15 protein-coding genes are annotated in these 16,152 nt (G+C 70.6%); 14 read left to right on the top strand and 1 reads right to left on the bottom strand.

Annotation, left to right across the window (positions count from 1 at the left end):
* The first annotated feature begins 6 nt into the window (after positions 1 to 6).
* From AB0C99_RS02790 to AB0C99_RS02725, 14 genes are all read left to right on the top strand, one after another.
* Positions 7 to 405 (top strand): hypothetical protein, encoded by a 399-nt coding sequence (locus AB0C99_RS02790; protein ID WP_362468519.1) that lies wholly within the window; start codon positions 7 to 9, stop codon positions 403 to 405.
* Between the two features lie 118 nt (positions 406 to 523).
* Positions 524 to 1,153: a hypothetical protein gene (locus tag AB0C99_RS02785; RefSeq protein WP_362468518.1), complete on the top strand. Its 630-nt coding sequence runs from the start codon at positions 524 to 526 to the stop codon at positions 1,151 to 1,153.
* Positions 1,154 to 1,187: 34 nt separating this feature from the next.
* On the top strand, positions 1,188 to 2,390 hold the full coding sequence (locus AB0C99_RS02780; RefSeq protein ID WP_362468516.1) for a phage tail protein: 1,203 nt from the start codon (positions 1,188 to 1,190) through the stop codon (positions 2,388 to 2,390).
* On the top strand, positions 2,387 to 3,631 hold the full coding sequence (locus AB0C99_RS02775; RefSeq protein ID WP_362468514.1) for a tape-measure protein: 1,245 nt from the start codon (positions 2,387 to 2,389) through the stop codon (positions 3,629 to 3,631). The genes AB0C99_RS02780 and AB0C99_RS02775 overlap by 4 nt, the downstream gene beginning before the upstream one ends.
* Positions 3,632 to 3,676: 45 nt before the next feature.
* Positions 3,677 to 4,600 (top strand): phage tail protein, encoded by a 924-nt coding sequence (locus AB0C99_RS02770; protein WP_362468512.1) that lies wholly within the window; start codon positions 3,677 to 3,679, stop codon positions 4,598 to 4,600.
* A gap of 127 nt (positions 4,601 to 4,727) precedes the next feature.
* Complete coding sequence (locus tag AB0C99_RS02765; protein WP_362468510.1) at positions 4,728 to 5,924, top strand: hypothetical protein; 1,197 nt, start codon at positions 4,728 to 4,730, stop codon at positions 5,922 to 5,924.
* A gap of 88 nt (positions 5,925 to 6,012) precedes the next feature.
* A complete protein-coding gene (locus tag AB0C99_RS02760) occupies positions 6,013 to 7,227 on the top strand; it encodes a hypothetical protein (protein ID WP_362468508.1) in 1,215 nt (404 codons plus the stop codon).
* Between the two features lie 53 nt (positions 7,228 to 7,280).
* Positions 7,281 to 8,420 (top strand): hypothetical protein, encoded by a 1,140-nt coding sequence (locus AB0C99_RS02755; RefSeq protein ID WP_362468506.1) that lies wholly within the window; start codon positions 7,281 to 7,283, stop codon positions 8,418 to 8,420.
* 11 nt (positions 8,421 to 8,431) lie between these two features.
* Positions 8,432 to 9,532 carry a hypothetical protein gene (locus AB0C99_RS02750; RefSeq protein WP_362468504.1) on the top strand — a complete coding sequence of 367 codons (1,101 nt, stop codon included), beginning with the start codon at positions 8,432 to 8,434 and terminating at the stop codon, positions 9,530 to 9,532.
* On the top strand, positions 9,529 to 10,104 hold the full coding sequence (locus AB0C99_RS02745; protein WP_362468502.1) for a hypothetical protein: 576 nt from the start codon (positions 9,529 to 9,531) through the stop codon (positions 10,102 to 10,104). Before AB0C99_RS02750 ends, AB0C99_RS02745 begins: the two co-directional genes overlap by 4 nt.
* 28 nt (positions 10,105 to 10,132) lie before the next feature.
* Positions 10,133 to 10,546 carry an ATP-binding protein gene (locus AB0C99_RS02740; RefSeq protein ID WP_362468500.1) on the top strand — a complete coding sequence of 138 codons (414 nt, stop codon included), beginning with the start codon at positions 10,133 to 10,135 and terminating at the stop codon, positions 10,544 to 10,546.
* A gap of 94 nt (positions 10,547 to 10,640) precedes the next feature.
* The gene (locus AB0C99_RS02735) at positions 10,641 to 11,549 is read left to right on the top strand and encodes a peptidoglycan-binding protein (RefSeq protein WP_362468498.1); all 909 of its coding nucleotides are present in this window, start codon (positions 10,641 to 10,643) and stop codon (positions 11,547 to 11,549) included.
* A 37-nt stretch (positions 11,550 to 11,586) separates the two neighbouring features.
* The gene (locus AB0C99_RS02730) at positions 11,587 to 11,838 is read left to right on the top strand and encodes a hypothetical protein (protein WP_362468496.1); all 252 of its coding nucleotides are present in this window, start codon (positions 11,587 to 11,589) and stop codon (positions 11,836 to 11,838) included.
* Complete coding sequence (locus AB0C99_RS02725; RefSeq protein WP_362468494.1) at positions 11,825 to 12,088, top strand: hypothetical protein; 264 nt, start codon at positions 11,825 to 11,827, stop codon at positions 12,086 to 12,088. The genes AB0C99_RS02730 and AB0C99_RS02725 overlap by 14 nt, the downstream gene beginning before the upstream one ends.
* Before the next feature lie 76 nt (positions 12,089 to 12,164).
* Here AB0C99_RS02725 and AB0C99_RS02720 read toward each other — a convergent pair whose 3' ends face one another.
* Complete coding sequence (locus AB0C99_RS02720) at positions 12,165 to 16,064, bottom strand: DNA-directed RNA polymerase subunit beta' (RefSeq protein WP_362468492.1); 3,900 nt, start codon at positions 16,062 to 16,064, stop codon at positions 12,165 to 12,167.
* Positions 16,065 to 16,152 lie beyond the last annotated feature (88 nt).

Here is a 16,152-nt window from a genome sequence, read left to right as displayed (position 1 = left end):
CACGCCATGAACAAGACGGGGTGGCGGGTACTGCTCGGACTGCTGGGCTGCAGCGCCTTCTTCACGGGCCTCGCCGGAGGGGTGCACCTGGGCCTCGTCCGGGTCCACCGGGGCTACAGCCTCCCCGACGGCGGCGAGGCGTTCGGGATCGCGGCGCTGGCCGGCCTGGTCGTCGGTCACCTCGCCGTGGCCTCCCTGACCGACCTGCTCCCGCCCTCGCGCATGGCACTGATCCCGACCGCGGGCGCCGTCGTCGGCGCCGCCGTGTGCCTGACGCTCGGCCAGGAGCCCCGGTACTGGGTCGGCGCGTCGGCGCTGCTCCTGATCGGCGCCCTCCCGCCGGTCGTCGTGCACCTCCGAAGCCGCCGGGCCGCCGCCCGCCGGAGCCCGGCCCCCTCCCGCTGAGCGGAGTCCCCTCCCCCCGTACGACGAAGCCCCCGCCGGTCCCACCGGCGGGGGCTTCGTCGTATCCGCTCGCGCCCGCCCACACCGTCACCGCCCATCCGGTACGGAAGGAGCCCCCATGGACGACAAAGACGTCCAGAAACTGCAAGGCCAGATCGACACCCTGCGCACCAACCTCAACGGCAAGGCCGACACCTCGGCCCTGACCGGCGTCGCCAAGGTCTCGGAGATCCGGACCTCGGCCCTCACCAAGACCACGACCGAGGAACAGGTCGCCACCCAGGCATGGGTCAAAGAGGAGACCGCGTCCAAGACCTGGCAGTGGTGGAAGGATCCCGAGATCCTCGGCGCGGCCTTCGCGTTCACGATCCTCAAGCTCGAGATCACCCCGTTCCTCAACATCGACCCGGCCATCGAGAAGTTCTTCACGAACAAGGGCTTCGAGCGCAACCGGTGGGGCGTCCTGTGGAAGGTGTCCCAGCGCGAACTCGAACGCCGCGAACGCGAATCGCCGGAGACCGCGATCCGGCGCCTCCAGCAGCTGGTCGTCAGCGCTCACACCAAGATCCAGAACTCCAACAAGCGCATCGGCGTGCTGGAGAAGAAGGTCGGGCGGCTCTCCACCCAGAACAACACCACCCGCCAGCAGATCCGCCACATGGACTCCAACCCCGCGCTGCAGGGCACGACCAACCAGGTCACCCTCCTCCAGCGCCGCGTTGATCTGCTCGCGAGTGCCCTGTCCTGACCAGCCTCCCCATCACTAGCAGAGGTGGACAGTCATGTCCCTCGTCAGTTCCCTCAAGAACGCCAACGGCTCGCTGCAGCAGTTCAGAACGGCCACGTCCAACGCCGAGCGCGCCGCGCAGACCCTGGGTCAGCGCGCCTCCTCGGCCGGTCGCGGCGTCAACGGCATCAAGTCCGCCGCCCAGAGCTCGGCCAAGGAGCTCAAGAACCTCAAGACGGCCTCCGACCAGGCCGAGAAGTCCATGGCGAAGGCCGGTCAGACCGCCCAGTCGGCCGGCACCAAGATGGGCAAGTACGAATCCGGCGCCGGCAAGGCCGCCAAGGGCCAGGACAAGCTCAACAAGTCCATGAAGGGCAACTTCCTGGCCCGCCTCATCGAGCTGTTCATGCCGCTCATCGAGAAGATCGTCGAGATGGCGTCCCGCTCGAAGACGATGCAGACGATCATGAAGAAGGCGTTCGACGCCATCAAGGTCGTCATCAGCGCCGTCATGAAGGCCATCGGCCCGATCATGAAGAGTGCCGGCGCCCTGATCAAGACGGTCTGGAACGGCATCAAGAGCGCCATCTCCACCGTGGTCAAGGCGGTCGCCACCGTCGTCAAGACCTACGTGAACATCTGGAAGACCGTCATCACCACCGTGATGAAGGCGATCAAGACGGTCATCAGCTCCGTCTGGAACGGCATCAAGGCCGTCATCACCCCCGTGGTGAACTGGATCAAGAGCGCGATCCCCAGCGCCTTCCAGGCGGTCAAGGACAAGATGTCGTCCATCTGGAACGGCCTCAAGGACATCGCGTCCCGGGCGTTCAACGGCATCAAGAGCGGCGTCTCCGGCCCGATCAACGGCATCATCGGCCTGATCAACCGCCTGATCGGCGCCGTCAACCGGGTCAAGGTCAGCATCCCGGGCTGGGTGCCCCTCGTCGGCGGCAAGACCTTCGGCGTCAGCGTGCCCACCATCCCGATGCTCGCCACCGGTGGCGTCGTCATGCCGCGCGCCGGCGGCGTCCCGGCCATCATCGCCGAGGCCGGCGAGGCCGAGGCCGTCCTCCCGCTCTCCAAGCTGGACCGGCTGCTCGCCCTCACCGCCCGCCGCGCCCGCATGTCGGCGCAGACGCAGTCCGGCCGGGGCGGCGGCGTCGGGCTCCACATCGAGAACTACCACGCGGCCCGCAACAGCGACCCGCAGTCCACCGCAGACGCGCTGATGTACCTGGCGAAGGCGCGCGGATGAGTGCCGCCGCGGCCCTCAATCCGCTCGCCGGATCCGGACCCGGCTTCACCGCGCTGGGACGCGGCGCCCAGCAGGCGGCACAGGCCGCGCAGCGGATCCTCGATGCCGTACGGCGCGCCTCCTCGGGCGTCGGCGCCCTCGGCCGGGACGCGAAGGGCACCACCCCCTCGGTCCGCTCCTTCGGCGAGAGCGCGACGTCCGCGCAGGGCTCCGTCAACAAGCTCGGCAACGCCGCCCCCGCCCGCGGCGTCAAATCCTTCGGCGACAAGGCCGCCAAGGCCAAGGGCGCCTTCGGCAAGCTCGCCTCCGGGCTCGGCGGGATCCTCACGATCCTGCTGCCGCTGCTGCCCATCACCGACATCGTCACCGGCCTGATGGACAAGTTCGGCCTGGTCATGACCGTCGCCTCCGTCGTCATGACGGCCGTCAACCTCGCCATGCGCGCCAACCCGATCGGCTTCCTCGTCGGCATCCTGCTCCCGGTCGCCGCCTGGCTCATCGAGTACGCGATGAACAGCGAGGCCGGCCAGCGGATCATGCAGCAGGTCATGCAGCAGGCCCTCAAGGGCTTCGAGTCGGTCTGGAAGTTCCTCCAGCCGGTCATGGAGCTCGTCGGCGGCGCCGTCATGACGTACTTCCGGGGCTACCTCACCGTCATCACCGCCGCCCTCGCCGTCATCGGCGCCGCCGTCGGCGGCTTCTCCGGCACCGGGTCCTCCGTCTCGTCCTCCTCCAACGCCCTCCGGGGCATCGCCTCCGGCTCCATGAACGGCATCCGCTCCTCGGTCCAGCCGATGCTGTCCTTCTTCACCGAGCAGGTCCCCGGCTTCTTCCGCAACGCCACCACCGCCGTCGGCGGGGCCATGCGGGGCTTCGGCGAGCTCATCAAGGGCGCGCTGACCGCGGCCGGCGGCGTGGTGTCGGCCCCCATCAAGGGCCTCATCGCCTTCGCCAACTGGGTCATCGACGGCCTCAACAAGCTGAGCTTCGACTTCCTCGGCAAGCACTTCGGCGTCGACATCCCCAAGATCCCCATGCTCGCCGAGGGCGGCGTGGTCTTCCCCGGCGCCGACTCCGCGCCGCGCATCGACCCGCTCACCGTCCTGGAGTCCCGCCAGGTCCCGGCGATCACCGAGCCGCCGCGGCAGCCGCACCGGATCCGGGACTTCCACGAGGACCCGGGCGCCGGGCCCAGGGCGACCGCCGAGGACCTGCTCTTCCTCATGGCCGCCCACGTCTGACGCCCTCCACCCGCCCACCCCCGCAGAAGTGAGGTGACGGCCCCCATGGCCGAGACCACCAACCCCTACTCCGGAAACTCCTACACCGCCGACCTCGCACCCGGCTCGCTGATCACCCAGGACGGGCAGATCCAGTGGGCCGGGTTCCTCATCGGGCCCGGCACCCCGTTCGCCGTCGACCGGTCCGGGCTCCAGGGGTGGGAGGACCTGCCCGAGTACGACTCCTCCGACGCCGACCGGCCCACCTCGCACGGCGCCTGGCCGGGCGCCCGCTACGCCAAGCCCCGCAAGATCGCCGGCACCGTCATCCTGATGCCGGAGTTCAACGGCGTCCCCGAGGCGCTGCGGGCCCTGCGCCAGTCGCTCGCGCTGCTGGACGAGGAGCGCTGGCTGACCGTCCGGCTGCACGGCGAACTGCTCGCCGTACGCGCCCGGATCGCCCAGCGGGTGGTCCCGGCCGACCAGGGCTTCGCCACCCAGGGCAGCTCGAAGATGTCCATCCAGTGGCTGACCTCCGACCCGCGCCGCTACGCGGTCAACGAGCAGACGGCCATCACCACCCCGCCGCAGCCGGAGTCCGGCCTGACCTGGCCGCTGACCTGGCCGCTCAACTGGGGCGAGGCCAAGTCCACCGGCGACGCCGTCATCGAGAACACCGGCTCGGCCCCCACCCACCCGGTGATCGTCTTCCGCGGCCCCTGCTCGATGCCGACCGTCACCGACCGGGCCAGCAAGCGCCGGCTGCGGTACGCGATCGACCTCGCCGCCGGCGACGAGCTGGTCGTGGACACCGCCAACGGCACGGTCATGCTCAACAACTCCGCCTCCCGCCGCCACACCGCGATGGCTGACTCCAGCCCCGAGGAGCTCTTCCTGCTCGAACCGGGGCGCACCGAGCTGTCGTTCCGCCCCGACTCGGCCCCGCCGGAGGCCCTGATGACGGTCCGCTGGCGCAACGCCGAGTGGTGACCGGGCCCCACCCGCAGGCACCCCGCCCGAAGCCGCACCGGCCCACGCCCACGCACCAGCCCCCGGCCGGGCCCCCGCACCAAGCCTCGCCCCAGCCCCCGCCCCCGCCTCACGAGAGGAGCGCACCATGACCGTGAAGGCATCCTGGCTCCAGCCCACGGGCCAGACGCGCGAAGAGACCCGCCTGACCCTCGCCGCCCTGCTGACCCCCACCGGCGCCAGCGCGGCGGAGACCCCGCTGCGCTCCCGCCACGGCATCCTGCCGGGCGGGTTCGTGCTGACCGGCACCGCCGCCATGCAGTGCACGATCGGCACCGGCCGCGCGATCATCCAGGGCAAGGACACCCGCCAGGGCGCCTACCTGGTCGCCGCGATCTCCCCCGAGACGCTCACGATCGCCGACGGCGACCCGCAGTTCGACCGGATCGACCTGATCGAGCTGGCCGTCCTGGACGACACGTACGACAAGACGGGGGTCACCGACGCGGTCATCCGGCTCGTCAAGGGCACCCCGGCGGCCGTCCCGGTCGCGCCCTCCCCGGGCCCCGGCAGCGCCCAGCCGCTGTACCAGATCAAGGTGCCGAAGGGCGTCTCCGGCGGCACCGGCGGCATCGCCTGGACCACCGGCGGCGTCACCCCGCAGTACTGGTACACGGCGGCGCTCGGCGGCATCTCCCCGGCCAGCGGCTTCAACGGCGCCTACCCCGGCCAGTACCGGGACACCAGCGGGATGCTCCAGCGCTGGGACGGCACCGCCTGGGTCTCGTACCCGAAGGCGATCGGCGGCCTCGCGCCGAGCACGGTCGGCGTCGGCAGCTACGTCGGCCAGTACCGCGACAACGGGGTGACCCTCCAGCGCTGGGACGGCAACGCCTGGCAGCTCTCGCACGGCACCGGCACCGTGCTGTTCGGCGCCACCCAGTGGCAGGCGTCCGAGCAGCAGACGATCCAGCCCAACACCTGGACCGTGATCAACCTGCCGACGGTCGAGGTCGACGACCTGCGCGGCTTCAACGGCAGCAACACCTTCGTCGCCCCGCGCGCCGGCTGGTGGCGGGTCAACGCCCACGTCACCTGGCAGAACGACAGCCAGACCGGGATGCGCGGCTCCAGGGTGCTGGTCAGCGGCGTCGGGCAGTCCCGGATGACCTGGCTGACCCCGGCCGGCAACGGCGCCGTCTCGGTCGGCGGCGGCGGGCTGCTGCGGCTGGTCACGGGCGACACCCTCCAGCTCGCCGGCTTCCACAACCACACCGCCGCGATCAAGACGCTGGGCGGCTCCGGCTACGGCTGCACCCTGACGGCCGAGTGGGTCAAGGCGTAACCGGCCCCCGCCGGCCGGCCTCCCCCGCCCCGCCCGCCCCTTCCTTTCCGCCTTCCCTCCGCACCACACCCCCCGACGGGAGAACCCCATGAACCTGCGCAGCAGCTGGGTCGCCGAGACCGGCCAGACCCGCGAGGACACCCGCCTCACCCAGATCGGCGCGACCACCATGGTCAACCCGGTCCAGGTCCGCTCCGGCGTCCTGCCCGGCTCCTACAGCGGCCAGTACCGCCTCTCCGGCTTCTGGATGACCAACGCGTCGGCGATGGCCGCCACGGTCTCCGAGGGCCGCGCCGTCATCCAGGGCGACATCTCGCAGGGCGTCTACCCGGTCGCCCTGCCCACCTCCGAGCAGGTCACCTTCGCCCCGGGCGACGCCCAGTACGGCCGCGTGGACCTGGTCGTCCTGCGCGTCTACGACAAGCTCTACGAGGGCACCCGCAACGAGGCCGTCATCGAGATCATCCAGGGCGTGCCCGGCCAGACCCCGAAGGCAGCCGCCGCCCCGGCGCGCAGCCTGCCGCTGTACGAGGTGCTGGTACCGGCCGGCGCCAGCGCGGGCAACGGCGGCATCCCCTGGAACACCTCCCTCAAGGACCTGCGCACCGCGGTCGTCTCGGTCGGCGGCATCCTGCCGGTCGAGAACGCGGTCCTGGGCGGCGCCTACCCGGGCCAGTACCAGGACACGGCGAACAACCAGTTCCAGCGCTGGGACGGCGGCAAGTGGGTCGCCTACCCGGAGGCCGTCGGCGGCATCGTGCCGACCTCGGCGCCCATGGACAACGGCAGCTACACCGGCCAGTACCGGGCCACCGCCGCCGGTCCGCTGCAGCGCTACGACGGCGCCAAGTGGGCCCCGGCCTACCCGGGTCCGTACTTCTACGACTCCCTGGACGCGGGCTACACCCTCTCCACGACCTATGTGAACGCCCTGGTCGAGCGCGCCGAGAACCCGCTGGCGGTCACCTTCACCGCGCCGGAGAGCCGCTCCGCCATCCTCACCTTCGGCTCCCGCATGGAGCTCAGCCTCAACTCCGGCTCCACCGGCATCGCCTCCTCCGCGTACATGTGCGTCCGCGTCACCCAGGGCGCCACCCTCGTCCGCGAGCTCGACGACGAGCTGGCCGCGATCTCCTCCAAGTCCGCCGACCCGACGGGCCCGGCCTCGGTCGCGACGACCCAGCGCCTCTACAACCTGACGCCGGGCGCCAGCTACACCGTCACCTCGTACTACCGGACCAGCAACGCCAACGTGCGGGCCTGGTTCGACAACACCTTCATCCAGGTCACCCCGCAGTACTAGGCCCGGCCCCGACCCGCCCCGGCCGCCCGACCGACCCGCCTCCAGGAGAGACCATGCCCGTACGCACCGGCTGGCTGCAGACCACCGGCCAGACCCGACCGCACACCCGCCTCACCAGCAACGGCGCCACCACCCCCGCCAACCCCCTCTCGTCCCGCTCCGGCGTCCTGCCGGGCACGGTCGACGGCAAGTACCGCGTCGGCGGCCTGTGGATGGGCAGCTCCGGCCCCATGACGGCCACCGTCTACGCCGGGCGGGCCGTCATCCAGGGCACCGGCGGGGGCGGCGACTACCCGGTCGCCCTCGACGCAGACATGACCATCACCTTCGGCGACGGCGACCCGCTCAACCCGCGCGTCGACCTGGTCGTCATCCGCGTCTACGACAACGACGTGGACTCCTCCGGCAAGTTCGAGGCGGCCGTCGAGATCATCAAGGGCACCCCGGCCGCCACCCCGGTCGCGCCGGCCGCGCCCGCCCGCTCGCTGGTCCTCTTCTCCGTACTGGTCCGCAAGGGCGCCTCGGCCGGTACCGGCGGCATCGACTGGGCCGGCAACGCCTCCACCGACCTGCGCCAGACGATCGTCGCGACCGGCGGCATCCTGCCGGTCTACAACAACGGCGCGGTGCCCGGCTCCTACCCGGGCCAGTACCAGGACAACGAGAACGCGCACTACCTCCAGCGCTGGGACGGCACCGCCTGGGTCGGCTACCCGAGGGAGCTCGGCGGCGTCGCCCCCAGCGGCGCCCTCTCCACCGGCTCGTACACCGGGCAGTACCGCGACAACGGCGGCAACCTCCAGCGCTGGACCGGCTCCGCCTGGGCCAACTACCAGCCCCCGCTGGAGAACGAGACCGTCACCACCGGCGCCGGCGCGCTGCCCAACTGGTCGGTGAGCTCGCTCTTCGCCCGCCGCACCAAGAGCGGCCTGTGCTCCGTGTCGGTCACGGTCACCCGCACCGGCCCCACCGTCACCGCCGACAACACCGGCCAGATCAGCGACGAGTCGGTGTGCGTGCTGCCCGTCAACCTGCGCCCCGCCATCTCCTTCGAGGCCGCCGCCTGCGACGGCTTCGGCAACGGCGGCGCCTACATCTCCACCAACGGCCAGATCGACCTGCGCACCTGGTCCCCCAACGGCCAGCTCGCCGCGGGCCGCGCCATCCGCATCTCCGCCACCTACGTCCTGTAAGGAGGCCCGCCATGGCACTCGACACGCCCTACCGGGCCATCTTCTGCGACCTGATCACCGACCAGACCATCGACATCCTGCCGCTGCGCGACGTCTCCTTCGACGACTTCATCGGCAAGGCCGGCTCGCTCTCCGGCACCATCCCCATCCCCAACAAGGACATCGCCGACCGCGTCAAGAAGGTCCGCGAGGGCCGCACCGCCGTCTATCTGGAGCGCGGCGGCGACCTGTGGTGGGGCGGCATCGTCTGGACCACCACCCTCCAGTCCAGCGGCCGAGGGGTGCTGACCCTGGCGCTCCAGGCGGCGACCTTCGACTCGTACGCGAGCCGCCGCCGGATCCGTACCGAGATCAAGTACGACGTCCCCACCGACCAGCTCACCATCGCCCGCCGGCTGTGGAGCGAGATGACCGGCAGCGGCGCCTGCTTCCGGCTCACCCTCGGCGAGGAGAAGTCCGACGTCCTGAAGACGGCGAGCTGGCGCAACGGCGACGAGACCGTCTACCTGGAGGCCCTGGACCAGCTCGGCGCCACCCAGAACGGCTTCGAGCACCAGATCCTCGTCTACCGCGACCCGGTCAGCGGCGAGCGCGTCCGCCAGCTCCGGCTCGGCTCGCCCAAGATCCGCACCGGCGCCACCGACCTGGTCTTCGACCGGCCCGGCGTCATCCTGTCGTACTCCTTCCCGTACGACGCCACCCGCGGCGGCACCACCGCCGTGGCCCGCGGCGCCTCCGTCAACAACAACGCCGCCGCCGAGTCCCGGCCGGTCCTCTCCACCGAGCAGCGCGCCACCGACCTCCTCGCCGACGGCTGGCCGGTCATCGACCTGTCCTCCGACCACAACGAGGTCGGCGACCAGCTCACCCTCGACTCGCTGGCCGCCGCCGAACTCGGCGAGGCCCGCGGCGCCGTCGTCATCCCCGAGGTCAGCATCCACCTCGGCGGCATCGTGCCGCCCCAGCTGCTCGGCCGGGTCGCCCGGATCCGGATCACCGACGAGTGGTACTCCACCGGTCTCGACGCCCGCTACCGGATCATCGGCGTCAAGATCACCCCACCCGAGCGCGGCCGGCCCGACACCGCCCAGCTCTACCTCGAGGAGGCATGATGCCCCAGCTGCCCGAGGACATCATCGACCGGCTCAACCAGATGGAGAGCCGGATCAAGGCGCTGTCGACCGCCGTCAACACCCGCCCGGCCGTCAACGAGTTCCGGCCGCCGACCCAGGACGGCAGCGTGACGATCAACCGTCCGCTGTTCCGCATCTTCGACGGCTACAACCACGAGATCTTCGCCGACGACATCATGACCGGCGGCCTCGCCCGGCCCTGGCTCCAGCTGATGCCGCCGCTGCCGACCGACACCGCCAAGTGGCCCTCCACCACCAGCGGCGCCTTCACCACCATCGCCCGCTGCGCCAACCCGATCTGGCAGCCGAAGATGCGCATCGCCGTGAGCACGGCCGCCTCGGCCGGCGCCACCGGCCAGGTCCGGGTCCTCGTCGACACCGTGCAGTTCGGGCCCACCGTCACCGCGGGCACCACCTTCGACCACCTCGGCCTGCTGCCCGGCGACATGAAGACCCGCTTCGGCCAGACGATGAACATCGAGGTCCAGGCGCTCGCCACCGGCGGCACCGTCTACGCCCAGACCGTGCTCATCCACGGCGCGCAGACCTGATCCCGTTCCCACCCCACCAGGAGCACCCATGACCATCGACCCCACCCAGCCCTGGGGCCTCGCCATCGACTACGCGGGCCGCGCCACGGTCGAGGAGAACGGCCACACCCTCAACATCCGGGTCTACGACAACAGCTTCGGCCACACCCTGGAGCGCGACCCGGTCACCGGCCAGTACCCGGCGGTGTACGTCTCCGCCGAGCTCTCCGAGCGCGGCGAGCGCGACGCCGTGCTGCGCGGCTCCGGGCTCGTGATCGTCCAGGCCCAGAACGGCGCGCCCGCCCAGCCCGACCCGACCGCCGTCGAGCGGGCCGTCGCCGACGCCCTCGCCGACTTCGAGGCCCGCCGCTCGGCCGCCGCCGCGCTCTGCGCCGTCTGGGTCCCGGCCCCGCCCGCGCCCGAGACCCCCGCGCCGCCGGCCGCGGAGAACCCGGCGCCGTAGCCCCGGCGCCCCCAGCCCGCGGGCCGCGCCCGCCCCTGTACGTCCACGCCCCGAGCCGCTCCGGCCGGGGTTTTCGCATGTCCGGAGGACACAGATGGCCACTCCCCTCCCCGCGGACCGGTTCCTCGCCGCGCTCCGCGCCGAAGGCGTCACCGTCGTCGAACACGACGGCTGGCGCACCCACAACCGCGACGGGCACGGCGCCTGGGGCCCGGTCGTCGGCGTGATGATCCACCACACCGTCTCCAGCGGCACCGAGAACACCGTCTCGCTCTGCTACGACGGCTACGCCGGCCTGCCGGGCCCGCTCTGCCACGGCGTCATCGCCAAGGACGGCTCCGTCCACCTGGTCGCCAGCGGGCGCGCCAACCACGCGGGCGGCGGCGACCCGTCCGTCCTCCAGGCCGTGATCACCGAGACCTACGGGGACCGCCCGCCGGTCCCGCGCGCCCACCAGGGCAGCCCCGGCGCCGTCGACGGAAACGCCCGCTTCTACGGCTTCGAGTGCGTCAACCTCGGCAACGGCACCGACCCGTGGCCGACCGCCCAGCTCGAAGCCATCGAGCGGGTCTCGGCCGCGCTGTGCCGGGCCCACGGCTGGGGCGCCAAGTCCGTCATCGGCCACTCCGAGTGGTCCGACTGGAAGAACGACCCCCGCGGCTTCGGGATGCCGGTCATGCGCGGGCGCGTCCAGCAGCGCCTCGGCTCCGCGCCGACCGCCCGGCCGGTCCCGCCCAAGCCCGCCGCGCCGCGCTACCAGCCGTTCCCCGGGACCGCCTTCTTCAAGACCACGCCGAGCTCCGCCGTCGTCACCGCGATGGGCCGCCGGCTGGTGGCGGAGGGCTGCGGCCGGTACGTGTCCGGCCCGAGCCCGCGCTGGTCCGAGGCCGACCGCCAGTCGTACGCCGCCTGGCAGCGCAAGCTCGGCTTCTCCGGCACCGACGCCGACGGCTGGCCCGGCGCCGCCTCCTGGAACGCCCTCAAGGTCCCGTACGTCCGGTAAGCCCCCGCACCGAACCCCCACGCAAGGAGAACCACCCATGTCCGAAGCCGCCAAGCGCACGGCCCGCACCGTGCTGCAGACCGCCGTCGGCATCGCCGTACTGCTGCCGGCCCTGGTCGACGCCTCCGGCATCCCCGCCACCCTCCCCTGGGTCGCCGGGGCCCTGGCCGCCGCGGGCGCCCTCACCCGTGTGATGGCCGTCCCGGCGCTCCAGGCGCTGCTGCCGTCCTGGCTGCGCGTCGACCGGCAGCCGCTGCCCGGGGCGGAGGCGGCAGATGACCGAGGCTGACCCGAACGACCCGGTCGCCGTCGCGCTCGAACTGGAGCGGCTGCGCGGCACCCTGGAGGCCGGCTTCGCCCGCGTCGACGGCTCGCTCGCCCTGCTGGTGCAGCGCAGCGACCAGACCGACAAGCAGCTCGCCGACCACGAGGCCCGGCTCGACGCGCTGGAGCGCTCCCGCTGGCCGCTCGCCAGCATCGGCGCCCTCGCCGCGGTGGCCACGGTCGCCGTCGCCGCCTGGGAGATGACCGCGCGCTGACCCCGCGCCCGTACCCGGGAACGCCGAAGGGCGGCCACCCCTCGCGGGGTGACCGCCCTTCGGTCAGGCGACTCGCTTACTGGTTGTACGGACCGTAGTCGTAGTCCTCCAGCGGAACGGCCTGGCCGGAGCCGGTGCCGAACGGCGAGTAGTCGATGTCGTCGTAGCCGACGGCCGAGTACATCGCGGCCTTGGCCTCCTCGGTCGGCTCCACCCGGATGTTGCGGTAGCGGGACAGACCCGTACCGGCCGGGATGAGCTTACCGATGATGACGTTCTCCTTGAGGCCGATGAGGCTGTCGGACTTGGCGTTGATCGCCGCATCCGTCAGGACTCGGGTCGTCTCCTGGAAGGAGGCGGCCGACAGCCAGGACTCCGTCGCCAGCGACGCCTTGGTGATACCCATCAGCTGCGGACGGCCGGAGGCCGGGTGGCCGCCTTCCTGGACCACACGACGGTTCTCGGTCTCGAACTTCGAACGCTCGACCAGCTCGCCGGGCAGCAGCTCCGCGTCGCCCGACTCGATGATCGTCACGCGGCGCAGCATCTGCCGGATGATGATCTCGATGTGCTTGTCGTGGATCGACACACCCTGCGAGTTGTAGACCTTCTGGACCTCGCCGACCAGGTGGACCTGGACGGCACGCTGGCCCAGAATGCGCAGCACGTCGTGCGGGTTGGTGGCACCCACGGTGAGCTTCTGGCCCACCTCGACGTGGTCGCCCTCGCCCACGAGCAGACGGGCGCGCTTCGAGATCGGGAACGCCGTCTCGTCGGTGCCGTCGTCCGGGGTGATGACGATCTTCTTGGTCTTCTCGGTCTCCTCGATGCGGACGCGACCGGCCGCCTCGGAGATCGGGGCGACACCCTTCGGCTGCCGGGCCTCGAAGAGCTCGACGACACGGGGCAGACCCTGGGTGATGTCGTCACCGGCCACACCACCGGTGTGGAAGGTACGCATCGTCAGCTGGGTACCGGGCTCACCGATGGACTGGGCGGCGATGATGCCGACCGCCTCACCGATGTCGACCAGCTTGCCGGTGGCCAGCGAGCGGCCGTAGCAGAAGGCACAGGTGCCGACGGCCGACTCACAGGTCAGGACCGAGCGGGTCTTGACCTCCTCGACACCCGCGTTGACCAGCGCGTCGATGAGCACGTCGCCCAGGTCCACGTTGGCCGGCGCGATGACCTTGCCGTCCACGACGACGTCCTCGGCGAGCATCCGCGCGTACACGGAGGTCTCGACGTCGTCCGTCTTGCGCAGGGTGCCGTCGGCGCCGCGCTCGGCGATCTTCAGCTTCAGACCGCGCTCGGTGCCGCAGTCCTCCTCGCGGATGATCACGTCCTGCGAGACGTCCACCAGACGACGGGTCAGGTAACCCGAGTCGGCGGTACGCAGGGCGGTGTCGGCGAGACCCTTACGGGCACCGTGCGTCGAGATGAAGTACTCGAGGACGGAGAGACCCTCACGGAAGGACGCCTTGATGGGACGCGGGATGGTCTCGTTCTTCGCGTTCGACACCAGACCACGCATACCGGCGATCTGCCGCATCTGCATCATGTTTCCTCGGGCACCCGAGTCAACCATCATGAAGATGGGGTTCGTCTTGGGGAAGTTCGCGTTCATCGCCTCGGAGACCTCGTTGGTCGCCTTGGTCCAGATCGCGATGAGCTCCTGCGTGCGCTCTTCCTTGGTGATCAGGCCGCGCTCGTACTGCTTCTGGACCTTCTCGTCCTGCGCCTCGTAGCCCTTGACGATCTCCTTCTTCGCCTCGGGAACGACGATGTCGGAGATGGCCACGGTGACGCCGGAACGGGTGCCCCAGTAGAAGCCCGCCGACTTCAGGTTGTCGAGCGTCGCCGCCACGATGACCTTGGGGTAGCGCTCCGCGAGGTCGTTGACGATCTCGCCGAGCTGCTTCTTGCCCACCGAGTAGTCGACGAACGGGTAGTCCTCGGGCAGCAGCTCGTTGAAGAGCGCGCGGCCCAGGGTCGTCCGGATGCGGAACGAGTCGCCCTGCTGCCACTCCGGCTCGCCCTCCTCGGCGACCGGGGGAACCCAGCCGCGCGGCGGGACGGTGCCGATCGGGAAGCGGATGTCGATCGGGGACTGCAGCGCCAGCTCGCCGGCGTCGAACGCCATGATCGCCTCGGCCGTGGAGCCGAACGCGCGGCCCTCGCCCTTGGTGTCACGGAGCTCACCGTCGGTGGTGAGGAAGAACAGACCGAGGACCATGTCCTGGGTCGGCATCGTCACCGGACGGCCGTCGGCGGGCTTGAGGATGTTGTTCGAGGACAGCATCAGGATGCGGGCCTCGGCCTGCGCCTCCGCGGAGAGCGGCAGGTGCACGGCCATCTGGTCACCGTCGAAGTCCGCGTTGAACGCGGTGCAGACGAGCGGGTGGATCTGGATGGCCTTGCCCTCGACGAGCTGCGGCTCGAACGCCTGGATGCCGAGACGGTGCAGCGTGGGCGCACGGTTCAGCAGCACCGGGTGCTCGGCGATGACCTCTTCGAGGACGTCGTACACGACCGTGCGGCCGCGCTCGACCATGCGCTTCGCCGACTTGATGTTCTGCGCGTGGTTCAGGTCCACCAGGCGCTTCATCACGAACGGCTTGAAGAGCTCCAGCGCCATGGCCTTCGGCAGACCGCACTGGTGCAGCTTGAGCTGCGGGCCGACGACGATGACGGAACGCGCGGAGTAGTCCACACGCTTGCCGAGCAGGTTCTGACGGAATCGACCCTGCTTGCCCTTCAGCATGTCGCTGAGGGACTTCAGCGGACGGTTGCCGGGGCCCGTCACCGGGCGACCGCGACGGCCGTTGTCGAAGAGGGCGTCGACCGCCTCCTGGAGCATCCGCTTCTCGTTGTTCACGATGATCTCGGGGGCACCGAGGTCGAGCAGACGCTTCAGACGGTTGTTGCGGTTGATCACGCGGCGGTACAGGTCGTTCAGGTCGGAGGTCGCGAAGCGGCCACCGTCCAGCTGCACCATCGGACGCAGGTCCGGCGGGATGACCGGCACGCAGTCGAGCACCATGCCGTTGGGCTTGTTGCTGGTCTGCAGGAACGCGGAGACGACCTTGAGGCGCTTGAGCGCACGGGTCTTCTTCTGGCCCTTGCCGGTACGGATGATCTCGCGGAGGCGCTCGGCCTCCTCCTCCAGGTCGAAGGACTCCAGGCGCTTCTGCAGCGCCGCGGCACCCATCGAGCCGTCGAAGTACGTGCCGAAGCGGTCACGCAGCTCGCGGTAGAGGAGCTCGTCGCCCTCCAGGTCCTGGACCTTGAGGTTCTTGAAGCGGGTCCAGACCTCGTCCAGGCGGTCGATCTCGCGCTGCGCGCGGTCGCGCAGCTGCTTCATCTCACGCTCGGCACCCTCGCGCACCTTGCGGCGCACGTCGGCCTTGGCGCCCTCGGCCTCAAGCTCGGCGAGGTCGTTCTCGAGCTTCTTCGCGCGGTTCTCCAGGTCGGAGTCGCGACGGTTCTCGATCTGCTGACGCTCGACGGAGACGTGCGCCTCCAGCGAGGGCAGGTCACGCGTACGACGCTCGTCGTCGACGAACGTGATCATGTACGCCGCGAAGTAGATGACCTTCTCGAGGTCCTTCGGGGCGAGGTCGAGCAGGTAGCCAAGGCGCGACGGGACGCCCTTGAAGTACCAGATGTGGGTGACGGGAGCGGCGAGCTCGATGTGGCCCATCCGCTCGCGGCGCACCTTGGCGCGGGTGACCTCGACGCCACACCGCTCGCAGATGATGCCCTTGAAGCGGACACGCTTGTACTTGCCGCAGTAGCACTCCCAGTCCCGGGTCGGACCGAAGATCTTCTCGCAGAAGAGTCCGTCCTTCTCGGGCTTCAGGGTGCGGTAGTTGATGGTCTCCGGCTTCTTGACCTCGCCGTGGCTCCACTGACGGATGTCGTCAGCGGTGGCCAGACCGATCCGGAGCTCGTCGAAGAAGTTGACGTCGAGCACTATGCGTCAATCCCTCTCAGGGTTGTAAGGCTGTGGGTCTGATACGGGGGTCCTGGGGCCGGCCGGGGACTCGGTGGACTGCACCGAG

This window comes from Streptomyces sp. NPDC048659 (assembly GCF_040650575.1).
Classification (GTDB): Bacteria; Actinomycetota; Actinomycetes; order Streptomycetales; family Streptomycetaceae; genus Streptomyces.
This window is presented reverse-complemented; position numbering and strand designations above follow the sequence as displayed.